Source organism: Aeromonas popoffii (genome assembly GCF_037818705.1).
Classification (GTDB): Bacteria; Pseudomonadota; Gammaproteobacteria; order Enterobacterales; family Aeromonadaceae; genus Aeromonas; species Aeromonas popoffii.
In genome coordinates this window covers 3,638,437-3,658,791 of the sequence record NZ_CP149129.1, presented here as the reverse complement: position 1 = coordinate 3,658,791, position 20,355 = coordinate 3,638,437, and the positions used below count along the sequence as shown (strand labels likewise).

The window sequence follows — 20,355 nt, the reverse complement described above, 5'->3', positions numbered from 1 at the left end:
GCTGGGGTTTGCCATGGATATCAAGGATGTGTCTCACACAGGCAAGCCGGGGTGCGATCGAGTGGCCAGTTTTCTATTGATAAGTGTGCAGATAGCCCGGCCTTGAGCCGAATCTCGCTTTTTTTCATCAAGTTCCGTCATCATCTTGCCGACATAGGATAAGAATACGGGTCGTGTTGGGATTCTGACCCTTCTATACTATGGCGAGACTCGGAAAACGGACGTAAGGGCTTTATATGGCGAGCATATTGGATTCAGTGGATCAACGTACCCAGCTGGTAGGGGAGAACCGTCTGGAGTTGTTGATGTTCCGTTTGGGATCCCGACAGCTGTTTGCTATCAACGTCTTCAAGGTGCGGGAAGTGGTCAAGCTGCCCCATCTCAACAAGATGCCGGGGGCGCACCATAACATCAGCGGGGTGGCCAACATCCGTGGTACCTCGATTCCGGTGATCGACCTGCGCAGCGCCATCGGCATGCGCGCCATGCCTATCGACAGCGAGTCCAACCTTATCATCACGGAGTACAACCGCACCATTCAGGGTTTCCTGGTGGGGCAGGTGGCCCATATCGTCAACATGACCTGGAAGGACATACTGCCGCCGCCGCGCTCCGCCGGGCGGGCCAACTACCTGACTGCCATCACCCGCATTCCCGAAGATGGTATCGACCAGATCGTCGAGATCATCGACGTGGAGAAGGTGCTGGCCGAGATCATCACCTACGACATCCGTATCTCTGAAGAGGTGTTGGATAGGGAGATACTGCCCGAAATGCATGGCCGCAAGGTGCTCATCGTCGATGACTCCAGCACGGCCCGCAATCTGGTGCGGGAAACCCTGGCCCAGCTGGGTCTTGAGGTAATCGAGTGCCAGGATGGCCTGCAGGCGCTCAATCTGCTCAAGGGGTGGTGCGATGCGGGCAAGAAGGTGACCGACGAGATCCTGTTGATGATCACGGATGCGGAGATGCCGGAGATGGATGGCTACCGCCTGACCCACGAGATCCGCAGTGATGCCCGCATGTCCGATCTCTTCATCACGCTCAATACTTCTCTGAGTGGCAACTTCAACGAGGCCATGGTCAAGAAAGTGGGGTGTGACCGCTTCATCTCCAAATTCCAGCCAGACCTGCTGGTCGGGGTGGCTCAGGAGCGGTTGCGCCAGATACTGGAACGCTGATGGTCATGGAAACAAAGATCCCGCCTCGGCGGGATCTTTGTTTTGGGCCGGCAGGGCCCTCTTCTGCGTATGGCTATTGGGGCGTTATTGGGTCAGCAGGGGCTCGATAAAGCTGGCGACCCGGTCGCGGATCAGCGGCTGGGCCGCGGCCGTGGGGTGGATTCCATCGTTCATCATGAGTTCAGGGCGCAGCGCAATATCATCCATGAAGAAGGGCATCAGCGGCAGCTGGTTGGCAGCCGCCAGCTCAGGGAAGATCTGCTCGAACTGGTGCAGGTAGCGGGCTCCGTAATTGCGGGGCAGCTGGATCTGGGTCAGCACGGTTTTCACCTGCTGCGCCTTGGTCAAGGCCACCATGCTGGCCAGGTTGTCACGGGTGATGGCGGGTGCGAACCCGCGCAGCCCGTCGTTACCCCCCAACTCGATCAGCACCCAGTCCGGTTGATGCTCCTTGAGCAGGGCGGGCAGGCGGGCCAGGGCCCCCTGCGTGGTCTCACCGCTGATGCTGGCGTTGATCAGCTGATGCTTGCCGCCCTGCTGCTGCCATTTCTGATTGAGCAGGGCTGGCCAGCTCTGCTCCGCCGGCATCTGATAGCCTGCGCTCAGGCTGTCACCCAGCACCAGCAGGGTCTGGGCCTGTACCGATGAAACCAGGCAACACAAGGCGAACAGGAAACGTGTCATGTATTCAACTCCCATCATTCATTGTCATCAAGGGTCCGGGCAAACGGGATATGTGTGATGATGCCAACACCCAGCATGCATTGTCATTCAATGCCCGGGTGAGCAGGATATACATCATGGGTTCAATCCCCACTTTTTGGCTCGGGCAAACAGGAAACGCATCATGAGTTCAACTCCCATCATTGTCGTCAAGGGTCTGGGCAAAACCGTTCGCCTGGGCCAGGAAAGCCTCACCATCCTTGAAGGGATCGACCTGCAAGTCAATACCGGCGAGACCCTGGCGCTGGTCGGCGCCTCCGGCTCCGGCAAATCCACCCTGCTGGGGCTGCTGGCTGGGCTGGATCTGCCGAGCCAGGGGGATATAGAGATCCTCGGCCAGTCGCTGGTGCAGCTGGACGAGGAGGGCCGTGCCCGCCTGCGTGCCGAGCAGGTGGGCTTCATCTTCCAGTCCTTCCTGCTGCTGCCCACCCTGAGCGCGCTGGAGAACGTCATGTTGCCTGCCGAGCTGCGTGGCGAGACCCGCTGCGAGCCGAGGGCGCGCGAGTTGCTGGCGGCGGTGGGGCTCAGCGAGCGCCTGCACCATCTGCCGCCGCGCCTCTCCGGCGGTGAACAGCAGCGGGTCGCCATCGCCCGCGCCTTCATGACAAGGCCCAGCCTGCTGTTGGCCGATGAGCCGACCGGGAATCTGGACAGCAAGACGGGGGAGACGGTGATCGAACTCTTGTTCCAGCTCAATCGCGAGCACGGCACCACGCTCGTGGTGGTGACCCATGACCACGAGCTGGCCCAGCGTTGTCAGCGGCAACTGGTGATGGCGGCGGGACGACTGGAGACGGATACGGCGACATCCGGTGCCGTCGCGCCCTCCCGAGTCAGGGAGCCGCTATGAGTCGGTGGCGATTGGGAGTGAAGCTGTTGCGGCGGGAAGGCTTCAATGGCGAGCTGCGCTGGTTTGTGCTGGCACTGGCATTGAGTGTGGCCTGTGTGCTCAGCGTGGCCCTGGTGGCGGATCGGCTGGATGCGGGGCTCAAGGCCTCGGGGCGTGACTTTATCGGCGCCGATCGGGCGCTGCGCTCAGCCACACCGGCACCGGCCGCCTGGCTCGAGCAGGCGGAAAAAGCGGGCCTGTCAGTGCAGACCACGGTCAGTTTCAACAGCATGCTGTTTCATGGCGATGCATTGCAGCTGGCCTCTATCCGGGCCGTACCGAGCGATTTCCCCTTCTACGGCAAGTTGGCCCTCAGCCCCCAGCGCGCGCCAGCGCCTGGCGAGATTTGGCTCTCGGCCCGGGTGATGCAGCTACTGGAGGCGAAAATTGGTGATGAACTGGAGGTGGGCAACACCCGGCTCAGTGTGGCGGGCGAACTGGGTCAGGAGCCGGATCAGGGCTTCAGTCCCTTCCTGCTGGCACCCAGAGCCCTGATCCACAGCGCTGACATAGAGGCGACCGGTGCCCTGCTGCCGGGCAGTCGCCAGCAGTGGCGCTACCTGTTCAAGGGGACACGTGAGGACGTTGCCAGCTATGAGCGCTGGCTCAGGCCCCAGCTCAAAGCGGGGCAGAAGCTGATCAAGCCGGACGATCAGGGCTCCCAGGTGGGGCGTTCGCTGGCCAATGCCGAGCGTTTCTTCCGGCTCGCCTCTCTGGCAGGGGTGCTGCTGGGGGCGCTGGCCATGGGCATAGCGGTGCGCCACTTCGCCGAGCGCCAGACCAACATGGTGGCGCTGCTCAAGACGCTGGGGGCTTCCCGTCGCACGCTCTGGCAACTGATGGGCACCCTGCTGTTCTCCCTGACGTTGGTGGGGGCGCTAATCGGTCTGGTGGCGGGCAGCGCCATGCAGTGGCTGACTCTGCATCTGCTGGGCAACTTGCTGCCTGCCGATCTGCCACTGCCATCGTGGCGACCCTTTGCCCTCGGTCTGGCAGTCGCCTTCTTCATCACCCTGCTGCTGGCCTTCGTGCCCTTCCTGCGCCTGCTCAAGGTGCCACCGCTGCGGGTGCTGCGCCGTGAGCTGGAAGCGGGGATCCCGCCCTGGCTGGCACTGCCGGTCGCGCTGCTCGGCCTGTTTGGCCTGGTGTGGGGTTTTACCGCCGATGCGACACTGGCGTTGGGGCTGATCGGCGGCATGGGCCTGCTGATGGGGCTGCTGGCGCTGCTCGCTTCCCTGCTGCTGCGGTGTGGTCGCCGGGTCAAGGGCCCCCATGCGCTGCGCCTGGCCATCAGCCACCTCTCCCGCGAGCGCGGCAGCGGCTTGTTCCAGCTGGCCGGCTTTGCGCTGGCGCTCATGCTGTTCGGTCTGCTGTGGGCGGCGCGGGTCGACCTGCTCGACGAGTTTTCCGCTCGCCTGCCGGCGGATGCCCCCAACCGCTTCCTGGTCAACATAGCCGACCACGAGCGGGAGGGGATCCTGGCCGATTTGCGCAGTGCCGGCGCCCAGACGTCAGATTTCTATCCTATGGTGCGGGGCCGGCTGGTCAGCATCGCCAGCGAGGCGGTGCGAGACAACGACGAGGATGGCCGTGAAGGGGTGAACCGCGAGCTCAACTTCACCACCACAACCAGCTTGCCGCCGGACAATACACTGACCGAGGGGCGCTGGTTGGATGGCCCCGGGCAGGTGTCGGTGGACAAAGAGCTGGCCAAGCGGCTCGACATAGCGCTCGGCGACACCCTGGGCTTCACCATAGAGGGGCGTAGCTTCAAGGCGCAGGTGACCAGCTTGCGGGCCATCAAGTGGGACAACATGCGGCCCAACTTCTACATGATCTTCTCGCCGGATGTGCTGGCCTCCTTCTCCCAGACCTGGCTCGGCAGCTATCGGCTGCCGGAGCAGGGGCGGGTGGCGGAGGTGGAGTTGATCCGCAGACACCCCACAGTGAGCCTCATCGATGTGGACGATCTGATCGTGCGGCTGACGGCTGTGTCTGAGCAGGTGAGCCGGGCGCTGGGGCTGATGTTGGGGCTGGTGACAGTCGCGGCCTTGCTGGTGCTGCTGACCCAGACTCAGGCCAGCATGGCCCACCGCCGCCGTGAGCTGTTGCTGATGCGTACGCTGGGGGCCAGCAGCGAGCTGCTCAAGAAGATGCTGCGCTGGGAGCTGGTCGCCAGCGGCTTGCTGGCGGGGCTGTGCGCCGCCATTGTGGTCGAGCTCTGCTCCTTGGGTCTGCAATGGTGGTGGTTTGAAGGACAGTGGCAGTTCCACTGGGCCATCTGGGGTGGTTTGCCCTTGCTGGGAGCCCTGCTGGTGACGCTGGCGGGGCAGGGCATGCAGCGCCAGTTGCTGGCGGGCACTCTGAGCGATCGGCTGCGTGGTCTGGGTCAGGGCCTGCTGTAATCACACCATGCTGCGCTGATGCAGCAAGGTGCAACAACGGATCAGCCCGGCCAATGGCCGGGCTGATTGCTATCCGGTTGTCTGACTAGCGGGGAGCGCTCAACAGATTGGCGAGGGCCTGGGGCAGGTCCGGGTAGGTGAAGTGAAAGCCGGCCTGTTGCAGGCGGGCGGGTAGAACCTTCTGGCCGGTGAGCAGCAGGTCCGCCGCCTCACCCATCAGCAGTTGCAACAGGGGGGCCGGCACGAAGAAGAGGTGTGGTCGATGCAGGGCGCTGGCCAGGCTCTGGCTGAACTCGCGATTGCTGACCGGTTGTGGCGCCGTGCCATTGAAGATGCCGTCACACTCGTCGTGTTCCAGCAGGAACAACATGGCGCGCACCAGATCCTGAATGTGGATCCAGCTCATGATCTGCTGGCCCGTCCCCATGGGGCCGCCGAGACCGAGTCGATAGGGGGGCAGCATCTTGGGCAGTGCGCCGCCATCGGTGCCGAGCACCAGCCCGATGCGCACTATGCAGACCCGGGTGCGGTTGCTACGGGCCTCGCGGGCCAGGGTTTCCCACTGCTGGCAGAGTTGGTGAGTGAACTCGTCGTGGGGTGTCTGGCACTGCTCGTCCAGCGTCACATCCCCCTGCCTGCCATACCAGCCGATGGCGGAGGCATTGATCAGCACCTTGGGCGGCGTACTGGAGAGCTTGATGAGATCGACCAGCTGTTCGGTCAGCAGCCAGCGGCTGTCACACAACAGCTGCTTGCGCTGCTCGCTCCAGCGTCCGGCGGCGATGGGCTCTCCCGCCAGGTTGATGACGGCATCCACGTCGTTGAGGTCGTCAAGCCCATCCAGATTGTCGAGCAGTGTGATGTCGTGGCCGAGCAGCTCATAGGCGCGGCTCCCCTGACGGGTCAGCACCACCACCTCGTGATTCACCTTGAGATGGGCCACCAGACGGCGGCCGATAAAACCGGTTCCTCCCGTGATCAGTATTTTCATGTCCAGACTCCCTGACGCTGTTGGCTCTACTCTAGTGGGCTAGAGCAAGATGAACAAGCAACTGTTTTTGCAAAGATTATAATCTTCACAGTACAGGGGGAAGTGAGGCTTGGACCGCGCCGGGGAGTGAGGGTGGCGAGGTAAAGATGTCAGGCTCCAGCGCCGTTGATGATGCGGCTGCAAGCCCTGTTTCGACGAGGTTCGGTGCTAATCAGGCCAAGCCTTCTTGCTGTTGTTTGTGTCAGAATGACTTGTCAGGGGGCGGAGAGTCGTCGGGTTGCCCGCTTTTTCGCCGTTGCCGTGAGGATGACCATGCCGTTTCGTCGTTTAAGGTTACGCCAGTTCTACACCCGGCTGGGGGCATCCCTGCTGGCGAGTCTGCTCCCCATGTTGCTGGGGGTCTTGATCATCTCATGGCAGACCTTCTCTGGTATGAAGCAGGATGCTGAGGAGCGGCTGCTGCATGCCAAGCGCATGTTTGACCGTACCCTGGACAATGCCCACTATGCTGCGTCCAGGGTGCAGGGCTATGTGGGGCGACCTTGCGCTGAGGTGGTACAGGGACTGCGGGACCAGGTGGCGACTGTGCCGGATGTGCGCACCGTCAACCTGGCCAGGGGAGAGACCCTTTATTGCTCCTCCCTCTACGGCGACTATAGCGGTGCCTTCACCCTGGCCGACTATTCCGGTGGTCAGCTCAACCTGATGCGGGGCAACCCTGTGACGCCGGATAGGCCGCTGGTTGTCTATCGGAAGGTGGTGGGGGATTACAGCGTGCTGGTCGGTGTGGATGGCTATTATCTGCACAATATTCTCGACATGCTGAGCCGCAATTCGCCGCTGGCGCTAGTGGTGGGATCACAGGTCATGCTGGCCAGCGGCATGGTCAGCGAGGAGATCCCGCCCAAAACGCGAGGCTATCTGGAACAGGTATCGGAGAAGTATCAATACCGGGTGGTCACTGACCTGTCTCACGATGAGTACGGCAGCCACCTCTGGCACTACTCCAAGGCCAGCATCATCATCTATCCCCTGCTGGGCATACTGGTAGGGATTGGCGTGTTCTGGCTGACCGGCCGCTCGACATCCCCCTCACAAGAGCTGCAGCGCGCACTGGAACAGGGGGAGTTCATCCCCTATCTGCAACCTGTGGTGACGGGGGATGACGCGCACTGGTGTGGCTGCGAGGTGCTGATGCGCTGGCAGCACCCCCGTCAGGGGCAGATCTCGCCAGATCGCTTCATTCCGCTGGCGGAAGACAGTGGCCTGATCGTGCCCATGACCCGGTTGCTGATGGAGCAGGTGCGCGATCAGTTCGCCGGCGCTGTGCATACCCTGCCCAGGGGATTCCACTTCGGCTTCAACATCAGTGCCAACCACTGCAAGGATCTGAGCCTGGTGGCAGATTGCCGCGACTTCATCAACGCCTTCAGGGAGAACCCCATCAAGCTGGTGCTGGAGCTGACCGAGCGCGAGCTCATAGTGGCGGACGAGGTGACAGACCGGCTCTTCGCCGAGCTGCATCAGCTGGGGGTCTTCATCGCCATCGATGACTTTGGTACCGGCCACTCCAGCCTCAGCTATCTGCAGCAGTTTCAGGTCGACTTTCTCAAGATCGATAAAAGCTTCGTCGGCATGATCGGCTCGGATGCGCTCTCCAGCCACATAGTGGAGAACGTCATCGACCTGGCGACCCGGCTCGGTCTGTTGCTGGTCGCCGAGGGCGTGGAGAACGAGGTGCAGGCGGCTTACCTGCGGGCGCGTCAGGTGACCTTCCTGCAGGGCTATCTCTATGGCCGCCCCATGCCGATGAAGGAGTTCGCCAGAGCACTGAGCGCCTGAGAAGTCCGGTTTTCCCGCAGTGGGACATAAAAAAACCAGCGACAGATGTCGCTGGTTTTTTTCATGCGGTGGCTCGTCAGAGCATGCGGGTGAGGGCGCGAGTCAGTCGCTTGACCCCCTCCTCTATGGTGGCCTCGTCCACGCAAGAGAAGCTCAGCCGCAAGGTGTTCTGGATCTCGGGGCGGACATAGAAGGGGGCGCCGGGCACGAAGGCCACCTTCTCCTTGATCGCCTCGTCAAACAGCGCCATGGCGCTGACGCTGGCGGGCAGGGTCAGCCAGAGGAACATGCCCCCTTCCGGTCGCGTATAGCTGACGCCGGGCGGGCAGTGGCGGGCCAGAGCAGCCTCCATGGCGGCACGCTGGCGGCCATAGACCTCCTTGATCTTCTCCAGATGGGCATCCAGCGAGTTGTCGATCAGGAAGCGGTGCAGCACCTGCTGGCTGAAGGCGTTGCTGTGCAGGTCGGTGGCTTGCTTGGCGATGGTCACCTTCTTGCGCAGCCAGTCCGGCACCAGCATCCAGCCCAGCCGGAAGGCAGGTACCACCGTCTTGGAGAAGGAACCGAGCAGTACTGTATTGTTCGGCGCCAGCTTGGCGATAGGGGGCAGGTGTTCGCCCTCGAAACGCAGCTCGCCATAGGGATCGTCTTCGACCATCAGCAGCTCGTGGCGGACCAGTCGCTCGGCCAGCGCCTCGCGGTTGGCACGGCTGTAGGAGACGCCGCTCGGGTTCTGGAAGTTGGGCACGCCGTAGAGCAGCTTGGCGTTGGAGCCGCTGGCCAGCAGCGCATCCAGCGCCGCCAGATCCAGCCCCTCTTCTCCCAGCGTGATGGGCTTGAAGGCGGGCTGATAGACGGAGAAGGCCTGGATGGCGCCGAGGTAACCCGGCTCTTCGATGATGAGATCCTGACCCTCGTCGATCAGCACCTTGCCCAGCAGATCCAGCGCCTGCTGGGAGCCGCTGGTGATGAGGATGTTGTCCGGGTTGACGCGCATGCCGTGGCGGGCCAGATAGCGGTCGGCTATGTACTGGCGCAGGGGGGCGAAGCCCTCGGTGGCGGCATATTGCAGTGCGGCGGCACCCTGTTCGCGCAACACGTCCTGGCAGGCCTGGTCGATGGCCTTGACCGGGAACAGGTGCGGGTTGGGCAGGCCACCGGCAAAGGAGATGATCTCCGGATTGGCGGCGACTTTGAGGATCTCGCGAATAAAGGAAGGCTCTACCTTCTCGAAGCGCTGGGCAAAAAACGGCTGCATAGGATTCTCTCTGGCATGGTGAGCGGTCGCTCCATTCGACCGCCAAGTTATCCGTTTGTATCAGATTTAAAAAAGGAGGCAATGGCTGTAACAAAAATCAATAAAAAAGGGCAAGTTTGGCACCTGCCCGAATTTTATCGGCTGGGGGGGGCCGTGGAGCGCCAAAAGCCCTGAATTGGTCCGGGATCAGCGCGCGTCATTGACGGCTTGCCGGCGTTACAGGCCCGGCTCCTTGAGGAAGCGGATCATCAGATCCGTGTTGGCGCTGAGCTGCTGCTCCACCCGGCCCGGGAACAGCTCGGCCATCGTGTCGAGGCGGTCATACTGGGTATGCCAGATTTTGCCCCACTGGGTCTCGCTGCCCCGGTCGCAGGCACTCTTGCTGGCGTCGTCGTAGCAGTCCCACAGCGCCGGATTGGTGGTCTGGGAGTAGCCGTCATAGCCATCCGCCCCGTTGATGGTAAAGTTGGTGGCCTCCACGTAGGCGATGGGCACCCCCAGGCAGGCAAACGGAGCATGATCCGACCAGCTGCCGGTTTCCCCTGCCGGATAGCCGGCGTAGCTGGGGTGGATGGCCAACGGGGTGGCGGTCAGCTTGGAGATGGCCAGCAGGCGATCCCGCACCTTGGGATCGAAGCTATAACGGCCCGGTTCGGCGCAGTTGTACTCGGTCACGTCGGAGTGGGCGGAGTGGACGTAGACGACATCGCCACCGGCTATGGTGTCGTAGTTCACCATGGCCAGCAGGCGGGCAATGGCGGTACTGTCCAGGCTGGTCGCATAGGCCCTGGAGCCGTTGAGGCCGTTCTCTTCCGCACCGAAGAAGGCGAAGCGTACCGTGTAGGGCAAGGTCTGCCCCTTGAGCGCCTCGGCGACCGCCAGCAGGGCCGCAACGCCGGCGCCGTTGTCGGTAGCCCCTTCAGAACCTTTTTTGTCGCCCGTGCTGTCGTAGTGGGCGCCGATCAGAATCACCTTGTCACTCTGCCCCTTGAGCTCGGCGATGAGATTCTGGGAGCGTTTGCTGGCACCGCTCTTGGTGTAGGTGAACGGCTGGTTTTGCACCTCGTAACCCCAGCCGGCAAGATGATCCTGGATCCAGGCGGCGGCACGGGTCTCGGCCTCGGAGCCCGTGGGTCTGGCCCCAATCCCTTCGGCGGTCGAGCTCAACTGCACCAGATACTCATAGGCCTGCTCGGCGGCAGTGGGGGCCTGTGAATCATTGGTGGAGGTGTTACACCCTACCAGCAGGGCTGTGATGGCAAACGCCAATGCTGTGTGTTTCATACTGCAATCCTTTGTTGTATATGGTTTTATTTGTGCAGGCCAGCATGCGCCCGGCGCCTGGCAGATTCTGTGAACGGGGTGGCATTTGTCAATCGTGGTGGCTGAATTGGTCAGGGTCGGGGGATTTGTTTCGCGAAACACTTGCGCCTTGGGCCTATCTTGGGATAATTCGCTACCCAGTTTCGCGGATGGATGACATAACGCGCCATTCATCCACGAGATCCGTGATCCGGGGTGATGAGGTAACGAGTCATTCATGCATGTCGTCAGTGACCCTGGGTGATGAAGTAGCAAGCAATCCATTCATGTCGTCTGTGATCCAGACCGATGCAATAACGAGCAATTTGATTATGCCTGTGACCCAAGATGTATTTAACGAAGACGGCAAGTTCATGCGCAAGATCCGCAGCTTTGTCCGTCGCGAAGGCCGCCTGACCAAAGGGCAGGAGAAGGCTCTGGAAGAGCTCTGGCCGGTCATGGGTATCGATTTCGCGCCAGCGCCCCTCGATCTGGTCGCCCTGTTTGGCCGTGAGGCCCCGGTGGTGCTGGAAATAGGCTTCGGCATGGGCGCCTCCCTGGTGGAGATGGCCAAGAATGCCCCCGAGAAAAATTTCATCGGTATCGAGGTACACTCGCCGGGCGTGGGTGCCTGTCTCGGCACAGCCGAGGAAGCGGGCGTCACCAATCTCAAGGTCATCTGCCATGACGCGGTCGAAGTGCTGGAGCACATGATCCCGAACGGCTCGCTTGCCTGCCTGCAGCTGTTCTTCCCGGATCCCTGGCACAAGAGTCGCCACCACAAGCGCCGCATCGTGCAGAGTGCGTTTGCCCAGGATATCCGCCAGAAGCTGGCCATCGGTGGCGTGTTCCACATGGCCACCGACTGGGAAAACTATGCCGAACACATGCTGGAAGTGATGAGCGTCGCCGAGGGTTACGAGAACACCTCGGCCACCGGCAACTGGGTGCCTCGTCCCGACTGGCGTCCGCTGACCAAATTCGAACAACGGGGCCATCGTCTGGGCCACGGGGTTTGGGATCTGATTTTCAAACGCGTTAACTAATTTAACGAGTCAACTAACCTAAGGAGCTATCATGGCCAATCGTAGCCGCCGTCTGCGTAAGAAACTGCGAGTCGATGAATTCCAGGAAATGGGATTCGACATCAGTTTCAACTTCCCGGTCGGCACTGCCGAAGCGACCATCGATACAGTAGTCGATGCGATGATCGATGAGGTTGTTGAACCCCGTAGACTGGCTTTCGCCGGTTCAGGCCACCTGGCCTGGGAAGGGATGATCTGCACTCAGCAACTGGGCAAATGTACCGAAGAAGACCGCGCCGTCGTCAAATCCTGGCTGGAAAGCAAGGGGATGGAAGCCGTGGTGGTCACCGAGCTGTTCGACCTCTGGTACGGTGAACCGGCCTGATACTCGGCCGCCTGTTGCAGGCGCCTTGTTGTGGGTAGATAGACAAGTCCCGCCGCTGGCGGGATTTTTGTCAGTGGGGATGGGATCTCCACACCCGTTTTAGTCATGGAATCCTTTATGGTGTTGTCATCCGAATTACTGGCCAGCATTCTGGCAGAGGTGCGCCCGCTGCTCGGACAGGGCAAGGTGGCCGACTACATTCCCGCCCTGGCCCTGGTGCCTGCCGACCGACTCGGCATTGCCGTCTGTACTGTGGAGGGGGAGCTGTTCACCGCAGGTGATGCCTTCGAGCCCTTCTCCATCCAAAGTATCTCCAAGACCCTTAGCCTGACGCTGGCCCTCACCCTCTATCAGGAGGAGGAGATCTGGGCCCGGGTGGGCAAGGAGCCCTCCGGCCAGCCGTTCAACTCGCTGGTGCAACTGGAGTTCGAGCACGGTATTCCCCGCAATCCCTTCATCAATGCCGGTGCCCTGGTGGTGAGCGATCTGCTGGAGACCCGGCTCACGGCTCCGCGTCAACGTACCCTGGAGCTGGTGCGTCGCCTCTCTGGCAATCCGGCCATCATGGCGGATCAGGTGGTGGCACGTTCCGAATACCAGCACTCGGCCCGCAATGCGGCCATCGCCTATCTGATGAAGGCCTATGGCAACTTCGAGAATAAAGTGGACAAGGTGTTGCAGAGCTATTTCAATGCCTGTGCCATTCGTATGAGTTGCGTCGATCTGGCGCGAACCTTCCTCTATCTTGCCAATCGCGGGGTGCCGCTTGGCGAGAGCACGCCGCTCTTGCCGGCCCGCACCACCAAGCAGGTCAATGCGCTGCTCGCCACCTGCGGCCTCTATGACGAGGCCGGTGATTTTGCCTATCGGGTCGGTATGCCGGGCAAATCCGGGGTCGGAGGGGGTATCATGGCACTCATCCCCGGTGAGCTCTGCATCTGTGTCTGGTCGCCCGAGCTCAACAAGGCGGGTAACTCGCTGGCGGGCACGGCGGCGCTGGAGCTGCTGGCCGAGCGACTGGGCCGTTCCATTTTTTAACCTTGTTCACTATGAATCGAGAAATCACCATGAAACGACATCTTCGCTTCCTGCAGGCCGTGCTGGCGACCTTACTGCTCTGGTGCGCGCTGCCCGCCTTTGCCGCCGAATTGCCGCCGCTCTCGCTGGCCGATGCCAAGAGCAAGCAGGCGGTCATGCTGGATACCCGTGCCAGCCACTTCTACCAAGGCTGGCCGATGGAAGGGGAGTCGCAGGGGGGGCATGTGGCCGGTGCCGAGAGCCTCTCCGCCGACTGGAAATACAGCAATGACGAGTGGCCCAAGGCGCTCGAGAGCAAGGGCCTGACAGCCGATCGTCCGGTCGCCCTCTATGGCGCCCCGCGGGAAGTGGCCGAAGTGGCCCGTCTGCTGCGCAAGCAGGGCATCAAGCAGCTGTTCGAGCTGCAAGGCTGGCAAGCCGCGCCGCGCGAGCATCTGGTGCGCTGGCAGCAGCTGGTCTATCCGGGCTGGCTGGCGGATCTGCAGGAAGGCAAGCCGGTTGCCGCAGCGCCGAAAGGGGACTGGAAGCTGTTCGAAGTGGATTGGGGTTCACCCAAGGCCTACCTGCTGAGCCACATCCCGGGGGCTGGCTACATAGATACCAACCGTCTGGAAGAGGAGCCTTTGTGGAACAAGGTCTCTGACGAGGCGCTCAAGACGCTGCTGCTGGAGAACGGCATCCGTCACGACACCACCGTTATCCTCTATGGTCGCAATACCATGGCCGCCGCCCGCGCGGCGCATCTGATGATGTATGCCGGTGTACAGGACGTACGCCTGCTGGACGGTGGTCTGGATGCCTGGTTCGTGCAGCACCTGCGCACCGAGACGGGCCTGCCCAACAAGTTCGAGCCGGTGAAAGAGTTTGGCGTGGCCATTCCGGCCCACCCCGAGTACTACACCACACTCGATCAGGCCAAGGCGCTGCTCAAGCAGCCCGACAGTGCCCTGGTCAGCGTACGCACCTGGGACGAGTTCATCGGCAACACCTCAGGCTACAGCTACATCAAGCCGAAGGGCGATATCCCGGGGGCCAAGTGGGGTCGCGGCGGTGTGGATGCCAACAGCATGAGCGATTTCCACAACCCGGATGGCACCATGAAGCCAGCCGGGGAGATCCTCACCATGTGGGACCAGTGGAATATCGAGCCGACCCAGCAGGCTGCATTTTATTGCGGTACCGGCTGGCGCGCCTCCGAGGCTTTTTTCTACGCCTGGCTGATGGACTGGAAACGGATCAGCGTCTACGACGGCGGCTGGTATGAGTGGAGTTCGGATCCCAAAAATCCGACCGTGACCGGCGAGCGTCAACCCGCCAAGTAGCAGGCAGTCACCAGAGCAAAGGCCGGACAGATGTCCGGCCTTTTTGTATCCGCGTTGGGCTTTCTGCCCTACGGTTTTTTTATATGGATCCCGCTCCGGCAATCCGTTTTTCTCGGGCAATGGGGTTGAGCCAGGCGATGGGGCAACTGATGATCCCGGTGTGTGAAGTGGGGCTCGTGGCGTGCCGCACTCAATACATCATGAGTACCGGGGATGGGAAGATGATCACCCCCGACAGCAGCCCAAGCGGGATGAGGGCACCGGCATGTACCGCTATGACGATACCGAAGGGGGGGAGGTGGGGATCAAGAAGGATGACGTCACCCAAATCATGGGTCGTTGAGGCCCCACCAAAGCACAAGGGCTGCCCGCGAGCAGCCCTTGTTATTGTCGACCTCAGGTTATCTGGGCCACCTGACGATTGACCTGGCCCACGAACAGCTGATGGAAGCGGGAGTGGGAGTTGGCCAACAGGCTGACCGGCGAGCCCTGTTCCACCACGGTTCCCGCCTCCATTACCACGACCTTGTCCACCGACAGCAGCGGCTCCAGATGGTGGGCGATCACCAGATAGCTGGCCTCGGGCCGGTAGCGATAGAGCAGTTCCGCCATCTTGCGCATGCCGCCGTGATCGAGATCCGAGGTCGCTTCGTCCAGCACGATGAGCGGACGGCGCGACAGCAGGATGCGGGCGATCACCAGCAGCTGGGTCTCGCCGGCCGACAGTTGCAGCTTGTCGAGATCCTCGTCCAGCCTGCCGGCGCAGCGCTCGGCCAGACCGACCCGGGCCAGCGCCTGCTCCAGCGCCCCGTCATCCTGCTTGGTCAGCGGCGCCAGGTTGGCGCGAAGGGTGCCGAAGAAGGTGAGGGGCGTCTGGGAGACGGTATCGTAGAGATCGCGCACCGCCTCCGGCGCCAGCGCAGAGAGCGGCTGATCGCCGTAATGGATCCCTCCCTGGGAGGCCGGGTACATGGCCTGCAGCACCCCGAGCAACGAGCTCTTGCCCGCGCCGGTACGCCCGCACACACCGACCTTCTCGCCGGGAGCCAGTTCGAAGTTCACCTTGTGCAGCGCCCACTGGCTGGCTTCCGGGTAGCGTAGCCCCAGGTTGTCGAAGCGCACGCTGGGGTGTGGCGTGGCCAGGGCTTCCCCATGCTGGCGTTCGCTCTCGATTTCGCTGTACTCGCGCACCCGCTCCACTGCGTTCATCACCTGCTCCACCTCTGCGAAGGTGCGAATGAGGGAGTTGAGCATGGCCGAGGCGGTAAAGGCGTAGGTGATGGCCACGGCCCCCAGCAGTGAGCTGTTGCCAAAGGCCACCATCAGCGCTACCGCGCCCACCAGGGCGGCGGAGAGCAGGGTCTGGTGCATGCCGAGCCAGCGATTGATAGAGGTGGTGGTGTACCAGCTGCGCAGGTTGTTGTCATAGTGCAGCAGCACCTGATCCAGAGCGAAGCGCTCGGCCCCGGCGAGGCGCAGGGCGGGGGCGCCGCGAATGGTCTCGCTGATGCTGATGTAGAGTGGCGAGCGCAGCACGGATGCCTGGCGCCGCAGCTTGAGCTGCACCGCACGGTAGCGCCGCTGCAGCACGTAGAGCGCCCAGCCCACCAGGGGGGCGATGAGCAGCAGCAGTGGCATGTTGACGCCGATCACCACTACTTGCAGCAGCACCGAGATGAGCATGCCGAACAGCCCCATCAGCATGGACAGCAGTATCTCCTGTGCTTCCCCGAGATCCCGATCGAAGCGGTTGAGGATGCGCCCCTGTGGCACCTTGTCAAAGAAGGCCATGGGGGCGCGGCTGATGCGGCTCAGCATGCCGTCGAACAGGGTCCAGGCCAGCTTGAGCCCCAGCTTGTAGTTGATGACCCGCACCACCATGATGCAGGTGAGCGATCCCGCCCCCAGCAGCACATAGATGCCGAGCAGCTCGCTTACTTCGGTGAGGCCGGCCTTGCCGCCGAGCCAGAGATCCGAGGCGATGCGCAGCCCCTCCTGACCCAGGGTGAGCAGCAGGGCGATCAGGATGGCGCCGGGGGCGGCGAGACGCTGCCACATGAAGCCGAACAGGCCCCAGTCCACCTTGCCTTCCACCACCTTCTCTTCATGGAACTGTTCCGCCTCCTGCGGTGCCACCATGGGAGCGGGGAGCGGATGCTGGATGAGATCGGCCAGCTGGTGGGCATCGAGCTCCACCAATTGGCCCTGCTCGATGCGGATCACCCGATCGCAGTGGGCCAGCACGTCCGGATCATGGCTCACCAGCAGCCGGGTCGGTCCCGGCTTGAAGGTGAGCCCCTGCTCCAGCACCTGGGCCGAGACGATGGGATCCAGCGCCGAGAGGGGGTTGTCCAGCAGCAGGATATCGGCCTGGGCATAGAGGGCGCGGGCCAGGGCGACCCGCTGCTGCTGGCCGCCGGAGAGACGGGTACCCAGCTCGCCTACCAGCGTCTGATCGCCATGGCTGAGCAGGGTGAGGTCGGCGCTGAGGGCGCAGGCCCCCAGCACCCAGCGATAGCGTTCGCCGTGCCAGGGCTGGCCGAACAAGATGTTGTTGCGGATGGTGTCGTTCATCAGCCAGGGCTTGTGGCCCAGGTGGGCGACCCGACCGTGACGGCGGATCTCCCCCTCGAAACTGTCGTCAAAGCCGGCGATGAGGTGCAACAGGCAGCTCTTGCCGGCCCCGGTGGTGCCCGTGATCCCCACCAGTTCCCCCGGTTGTATGATGAGGTTTGCTCCCTGCAGTACCGGCTTCTGCTGGTGCAGGGCGGTGACGGCCTGGATCTGCAGGCTGCCGACGGGCAGGCTGGCATCGGTGAGGTCCCTGTGCTGCTCCGGGCTGTTGAGGAACTCGCATAGCCGGTTGAAGCCGGTGTTGAAGTTTATCAGGGTACGGATAAGGTAAGGCAGCCGCATCATGGGGATCCGCAGCACGGCGAACAGGGCTATGGTGGTGAACACCTGGGGCAGGGTCAGGCTCTGGCCGGACACCAGATAGGTGGTGAAGGTGGCCAGGGTCACCAGCAGCGGCGTGCTCAGCATCAGGCTGTCGTTGATGGCATCGAGCTTGAGCACCCGACCGAGCACCCCCAACTCCTGCTGGCGCTTGTTGTTGGCCGCGCGGGTGAAGAAAGCGCCGAGTCCGTTCTGGCGTACCAGCCGCAGTTTTTTGATGTATTCCGCCAGTATGCCGTTGCGCTCGTCCTGCTGGCGCTTGAGCTGCTGCTCCTGCTGGTTCATTCGCCGCACCACCCGGGTGGAGATGAGCAGCAGCAGGGTGAGCACCGCAAAACCGACCAGGCCCGCGCTGCCCACTTGCCACACCAGCAGGGCTATGGTGCCGAGCAGTTGCAGTGCCATGGTGAACGGCATGGCCGGATCGGCCAGGATCCAGGTGATGTCCCACACATCCCGGTTGATAAGGTTCTGTACCCGGCCACCGGCCCTGTCATCGAAGCTCTTGCCCCCCAACTTCATCACCTTGGCGAGCAGGGCTTCGGCCAGCAGGCGGCGAATGGGAACGTGCATCTTGAGTGCCAGTTGCAGCGAGTGTTCCGCCAGCATGCCGGCGGCCAGCACAGAGGCAAACAGGGCGAACGCCAGCAGCAATTTTTGCTCCGTGGGGGCACCCGCGTCGAGCTGGGTCATGCTGTGGTTGAGCAACCAGGGGCTGGTCAGGGTCGCCAGCATGCCGAGCAGTTGCAACAGGGTGAGCAGGCCAATCCGCCCCTTGTAATGGCGCCAGATAAAGGCGGTGATGGGCCAGGGACGTACAGGTGCGCGGGCGGTGAGTCGAAGGAAGGCATCGGCCCTGCCATCGCGTCTGTCTTCCGGCAGCAGGGGATAGAGGTCGTCGAGGCCGACCAGGGGCTCTTTCAGCCCCTTGCGTTGCAGCGGGCCCGTCCAGTGATAGAAGAGGCGGCTCAGCCAGCCGGCCGAGATTTCCGGGTGATCCAATGGGTGTCCTTATTATTGTGCTGCTTCCTGGGGGCGGGGCGACTCATGGGTCGCCCTCGATGTTAGGGTGTTAAGGCAACGGATCCGCCGCCCGGCCGGGATCAGCGATCCCGGTTCAAGCGGATGAGCCGGTCCAGGATCTGCTCGCCATCGACCCGCAGGCCGTTGTGCTCGTATTCGTTGGTGATCCAGGCACGGCTGTTGCCGAGGCCCTTGAGGGTCTCGCGGCTGTAGTCGAACTCCACATACATGTCTTCGGCATAGACGGCGCAGGCCACCGGCACTGTGTTGCGGGCCAGCTGCGCCGGGTCATAGAGCGGCCCCCAATCGGCCTTCTTGGCCAGCAGATGGGCGGCTTCCTTCAAGGGGATCAGCTCGCGGAACTGCTCGAACATCCAGGGGAAGATCATCTCGCCGGTGAAGGCGAAATCCTTGCCGGGCGCCCAGGCCAGGGCCGGGTACTCGGCTCTGACCCGCTCGGCCGCCCAGTTGCTGGCGACCCCTTCGGCGTAGATGGATTCATGCAGTATGGCGAACACCGGATTGGTGTTGAACGGCTGCATGGCTTGTACCTGATAGAGGAAGGCCGGGTTGAGCCGCTCGCCGATGAAGGCGCCTTCCAGCAGGTAGTAGAGCTCCTCGAAGGCACCGCTGGCGCCGAGATCCAGCCCCTGCTGCTGCAACTGCTCCACTGTCAGGCGCTGGCCGTTGGGCAGGCGTACCTCGTGGCGGTGCAGGTGATTAGCCAGCCGGTTGGCGATGGCCTGGGCATGGGGGAAGCGGGCGAAGAAGGCGCGGTTCTTGTCCGCAACCCGTTGATAGGTGGCGCGGTAGACTTCGTCCGCGCTGCGGCCTATGGGGGCCACGCCGCCGGTGAGGTAGACCTCGTGCAGGCTGTCCGGGAACAGGGAGAGATAGGTGAGGCTGCAAAAGCCGCCGAAGCTTTGGCCAAGCAGGCTCCAGGGGCGAGCAGGACTCAGGATAGCGCGAACATATTCCGCATCCCGCACTATGCTGTCGGCGCGAAAGTGGCTGAGATAATCCGTCTGCTGCCGGGCCGTGAGCTGGGCCAACGCATCGGCGCTGATGGGGGCCGAGTGACCCGTGCCGCGTTGATCGAGCAGCAATACCCGAAACTCCTGCAGGGCCCGCTTGAGCCAGCCGCTGTCGGCGGTCGGGCGCGGGGCACCAAAGCCCGGGCCTCCCTGCAGGAACAGCAACCAGGGCAGCTCATCGTGCAGCCTGTCTTGGCGGCAGAGGGTGCGGCCAAACAGGGTGAGTGTCTCCTCGTCGTCCGGCTGCTGGTGGTCGAGGGGCACGGTGAAGAAGTGAGGTTCGCAATGGATGCCGTCCAGCACGTAACGCAAGGGGCTACTCATCTTGGGTCTCCCGGAGGGTAGGAAAATCGTCGGCCTCATCATAGCCCTGGCGTAGGAATGGGTCACGCCGGTTTTCCAAATTGTTAACATTGTCATGAGTCGGGGTGAGACTGGATTGCTGATGACGTGATTGTCGAAAGGGAGTTGATGCTGGCTGATGGTGACACAAAGATAGCTCGCCTGGCTAAGCTAGGCAGGGGATACGCGCCGCAACAGGGTGAGGTGGGTTTGATGAAGCCTAAGTGGATACGATTCAGGAAACGAGAAAAAGAGGTGGATCCGGAAGGGGTGCTGCAAACGGGGCTGTGGTTGTTTAGCGCCACCTGCGGGGCAACCCTGCTATTGGCGGCCTGCAACGGCAGTTGACCAGCATGAAAAAAGCCCGCTCGATGAGCGGGCTTTTCAAATTTGGCTCCTCCTGCTGGACTTGAACCAGCGACATACGGATTAACAGTCCGCCGTTCTACCGACTGAACTAAGGAGGAATTATTGGTGCCCAGAGACGGAATCGAACCGCCGACACGGGGATTTTCAATCCCCTGCTCTACCGACTGAGCTATCTGGGCAACGGCGCGCATTAAACCCTTTCTGCATTCAGGTGTCAACCACAGGGCGCAGATTGCTGCACCGTTCGCTCGATAACCGAACAATTTTCCCG

The 20,355-nt window shown here is 62.3% G+C and carries 16 protein-coding genes and 2 tRNA genes; 10 read left to right on the top strand and 8 right to left on the bottom strand.

Translation table 11 applies throughout. The annotated features are described in order from the left end of the window. Positions 1-236 precede the first annotated feature (236 nt). On the top strand, positions 237-1,181 hold the full coding sequence (locus WJM78_RS16725; RefSeq protein WP_275930136.1) for a chemotaxis protein CheV: 945 nt from the start codon (positions 237-239) through the stop codon (positions 1,179-1,181). An 84-nt stretch (positions 1,182-1,265) separates the two neighbouring features. On the opposite strand, the gene WJM78_RS16720 is transcribed toward WJM78_RS16725, so the two are convergent. Then, a complete protein-coding gene (locus WJM78_RS16720; RefSeq protein WP_339010668.1) occupies positions 1,266-1,865 on the bottom strand; it encodes an arylesterase in 600 nt (199 codons plus the stop codon). A 163-nt stretch (positions 1,866-2,028) separates the two neighbouring features. Here WJM78_RS16720 and WJM78_RS16715 point away from each other — a divergent pair, with 163 nt between their 5' ends. Together WJM78_RS16715 and WJM78_RS16710 are read left to right on the top strand one after the other, a co-directional pair. Beyond that, a complete protein-coding gene (locus tag WJM78_RS16715; RefSeq protein ID WP_339010666.1) occupies positions 2,029-2,754 on the top strand; it encodes an ABC transporter ATP-binding protein in 726 nt (241 codons plus the stop codon). Further along, positions 2,751-5,198 (top strand): ABC transporter permease, encoded by a 2,448-nt coding sequence (locus tag WJM78_RS16710; protein WP_339010664.1) that lies wholly within the window; start codon positions 2,751-2,753, stop codon positions 5,196-5,198. The genes WJM78_RS16715 and WJM78_RS16710 overlap by 4 nt, the downstream gene beginning before the upstream one ends. 85 nt (positions 5,199-5,283) lie before the next feature. Here WJM78_RS16710 and WJM78_RS16705 read toward each other — a convergent pair whose 3' ends face one another. Beyond that, entirely contained in the window at positions 5,284-6,189 is a 906-nt protein-coding gene (locus WJM78_RS16705) for a TIGR01777 family oxidoreductase (protein ID WP_339010661.1), read from the bottom strand. A 312-nt stretch (positions 6,190-6,501) separates the two neighbouring features. Here WJM78_RS16705 and WJM78_RS16700 point away from each other — a divergent pair, with 312 nt between their 5' ends. Next, complete coding sequence (locus WJM78_RS16700; RefSeq protein WP_339010659.1) at positions 6,502-8,031, top strand: cyclic diguanylate phosphodiesterase; 1,530 nt, start codon at positions 6,502-6,504, stop codon at positions 8,029-8,031. Between the two features lie 76 nt (positions 8,032-8,107). Here WJM78_RS16700 and WJM78_RS16695 read toward each other — a convergent pair whose 3' ends face one another. Both WJM78_RS16695 and WJM78_RS16690 read right to left on the bottom strand, forming a co-directional pair. Continuing rightward, a complete protein-coding gene (locus WJM78_RS16695) occupies positions 8,108-9,289 on the bottom strand; it encodes a PLP-dependent aminotransferase family protein (protein WP_042037562.1) in 1,182 nt (393 codons plus the stop codon). Positions 9,290-9,505: 216 nt separating this feature from the next. After that, positions 9,506-10,573 carry a M28 family metallopeptidase gene (locus tag WJM78_RS16690; protein ID WP_339010654.1) on the bottom strand — a complete coding sequence of 356 codons (1,068 nt, stop codon included), beginning with the start codon at positions 10,571-10,573 and terminating at the stop codon, positions 9,506-9,508. A 350-nt stretch (positions 10,574-10,923) separates the two neighbouring features. Here WJM78_RS16690 and trmB point away from each other — a divergent pair, with 350 nt between their 5' ends. From trmB to WJM78_RS16665, 5 genes are all read left to right on the top strand, one after another. After that, a complete protein-coding gene (gene trmB / locus WJM78_RS16685; protein ID WP_042037565.1) occupies positions 10,924-11,637 on the top strand; it encodes a tRNA (guanosine(46)-N7)-methyltransferase TrmB in 714 nt (237 codons plus the stop codon). Between the two features lie 31 nt (positions 11,638-11,668). Then, positions 11,669-12,001: a YggL family protein gene (locus WJM78_RS16680; RefSeq protein WP_042037566.1), complete on the top strand. Its 333-nt coding sequence runs from the start codon at positions 11,669-11,671 to the stop codon at positions 11,999-12,001. A 117-nt stretch (positions 12,002-12,118) separates the two neighbouring features. Continuing rightward, positions 12,119-13,039 carry a glutaminase B gene (gene glsB, locus WJM78_RS16675; protein WP_042037567.1) on the top strand — a complete coding sequence of 307 codons (921 nt, stop codon included), beginning with the start codon at positions 12,119-12,121 and terminating at the stop codon, positions 13,037-13,039. Positions 13,040-13,068: 29 nt separating this feature from the next. Then, positions 13,069-14,361: a sulfurtransferase gene (locus WJM78_RS16670; RefSeq protein ID WP_042037568.1), complete on the top strand. Its 1,293-nt coding sequence runs from the start codon at positions 13,069-13,071 to the stop codon at positions 14,359-14,361. Positions 14,362-14,542: 181 nt separating this feature from the next. Beyond that, positions 14,543-14,704 (top strand): DUF903 domain-containing protein, encoded by a 162-nt coding sequence (locus tag WJM78_RS16665; protein ID WP_339010649.1) that lies wholly within the window; start codon positions 14,543-14,545, stop codon positions 14,702-14,704. Positions 14,705-14,757: 53 nt separating this feature from the next. Here WJM78_RS16665 and WJM78_RS16660 read toward each other — a convergent pair whose 3' ends face one another. Together WJM78_RS16660 and WJM78_RS16655 are read right to left on the bottom strand one after the other, a co-directional pair. Then, complete coding sequence (locus tag WJM78_RS16660) at positions 14,758-18,318, bottom strand: ATP-binding cassette domain-containing protein (RefSeq protein WP_339010648.1); 3,561 nt, start codon at positions 18,316-18,318, stop codon at positions 14,758-14,760. 101 nt (positions 18,319-18,419) lie between these two features. Continuing rightward, entirely contained in the window at positions 18,420-19,697 is a 1,278-nt protein-coding gene (locus tag WJM78_RS16655; RefSeq protein WP_108537053.1) for an alpha/beta hydrolase, read from the bottom strand. Between the two features lie 231 nt (positions 19,698-19,928). Here WJM78_RS16655 and WJM78_RS16650 point away from each other — a divergent pair, with 231 nt between their 5' ends. Then, positions 19,929-20,063 (top strand): hypothetical protein, encoded by a 135-nt coding sequence (locus WJM78_RS16650; protein ID WP_098982559.1) that lies wholly within the window; start codon positions 19,929-19,931, stop codon positions 20,061-20,063. 43 nt (positions 20,064-20,106) lie between these two features. Here WJM78_RS16650 and WJM78_RS16645 read toward each other — a convergent pair. Further along, positions 20,107-20,182: transfer RNA gene (locus WJM78_RS16645), tRNA-Asn, on the bottom strand. A gap of 5 nt (positions 20,183-20,187) precedes the next feature. After that, positions 20,188-20,263: transfer RNA gene (locus WJM78_RS16640), tRNA-Phe, on the bottom strand. Between the last annotated feature and the right edge of the window lie 92 nt (positions 20,264-20,355).

Excerpts from the sequence above, each read along its gene's own strand:
- WJM78_RS16725 (WP_275930136.1), top strand. The coding sequence starts at position 237 with ATGGCGAGCATATTGGATTCAGTGGATCAACGTACCCAGCTGGTAGGG.
- WJM78_RS16720 (WP_339010668.1), bottom strand. The coding sequence starts at position 1,865 with ATGACACGTTTCCTGTTCGCCTTGTGTTGCCTGGTTTCATCGGTACAG.
- WJM78_RS16715 (WP_339010666.1), top strand. The coding sequence starts at position 2,029 with ATGAGTTCAACTCCCATCATTGTCGTCAAGGGTCTGGGCAAAACCGTT.
- WJM78_RS16710 (WP_339010664.1), top strand. The coding sequence starts at position 2,751 with ATGAGTCGGTGGCGATTGGGAGTGAAGCTGTTGCGGCGGGAAGGCTTC.
- WJM78_RS16705 (WP_339010661.1), bottom strand. The coding sequence starts at position 6,189 with ATGAAAATACTGATCACGGGAGGAACCGGTTTTATCGGCCGCCGTCTG.
- WJM78_RS16700 (WP_339010659.1), top strand. The coding sequence starts at position 6,502 with ATGCCGTTTCGTCGTTTAAGGTTACGCCAGTTCTACACCCGGCTGGGG.
- WJM78_RS16695 (WP_042037562.1), bottom strand. The coding sequence starts at position 9,289 with ATGCAGCCGTTTTTTGCCCAGCGCTTCGAGAAGGTAGAGCCTTCCTTT.
- WJM78_RS16690 (WP_339010654.1), bottom strand. The coding sequence starts at position 10,573 with ATGAAACACACAGCATTGGCGTTTGCCATCACAGCCCTGCTGGTAGGG.
- trmB (WP_042037565.1), top strand. The coding sequence starts at position 10,924 with ATGCCTGTGACCCAAGATGTATTTAACGAAGACGGCAAGTTCATGCGC.
- WJM78_RS16680 (WP_042037566.1), top strand. The coding sequence starts at position 11,669 with ATGGCCAATCGTAGCCGCCGTCTGCGTAAGAAACTGCGAGTCGATGAA.
- glsB (WP_042037567.1), top strand. The coding sequence starts at position 12,119 with ATGGTGTTGTCATCCGAATTACTGGCCAGCATTCTGGCAGAGGTGCGC.
- WJM78_RS16670 (WP_042037568.1), top strand. The coding sequence starts at position 13,069 with ATGAAACGACATCTTCGCTTCCTGCAGGCCGTGCTGGCGACCTTACTG.
- WJM78_RS16655 (WP_108537053.1), bottom strand. The coding sequence starts at position 19,697 with ATGAGTAGCCCCTTGCGTTACGTGCTGGACGGCATCCATTGCGAACCT.
- WJM78_RS16650 (WP_098982559.1), top strand. The coding sequence starts at position 19,929 with ATGAAGCCTAAGTGGATACGATTCAGGAAACGAGAAAAAGAGGTGGAT.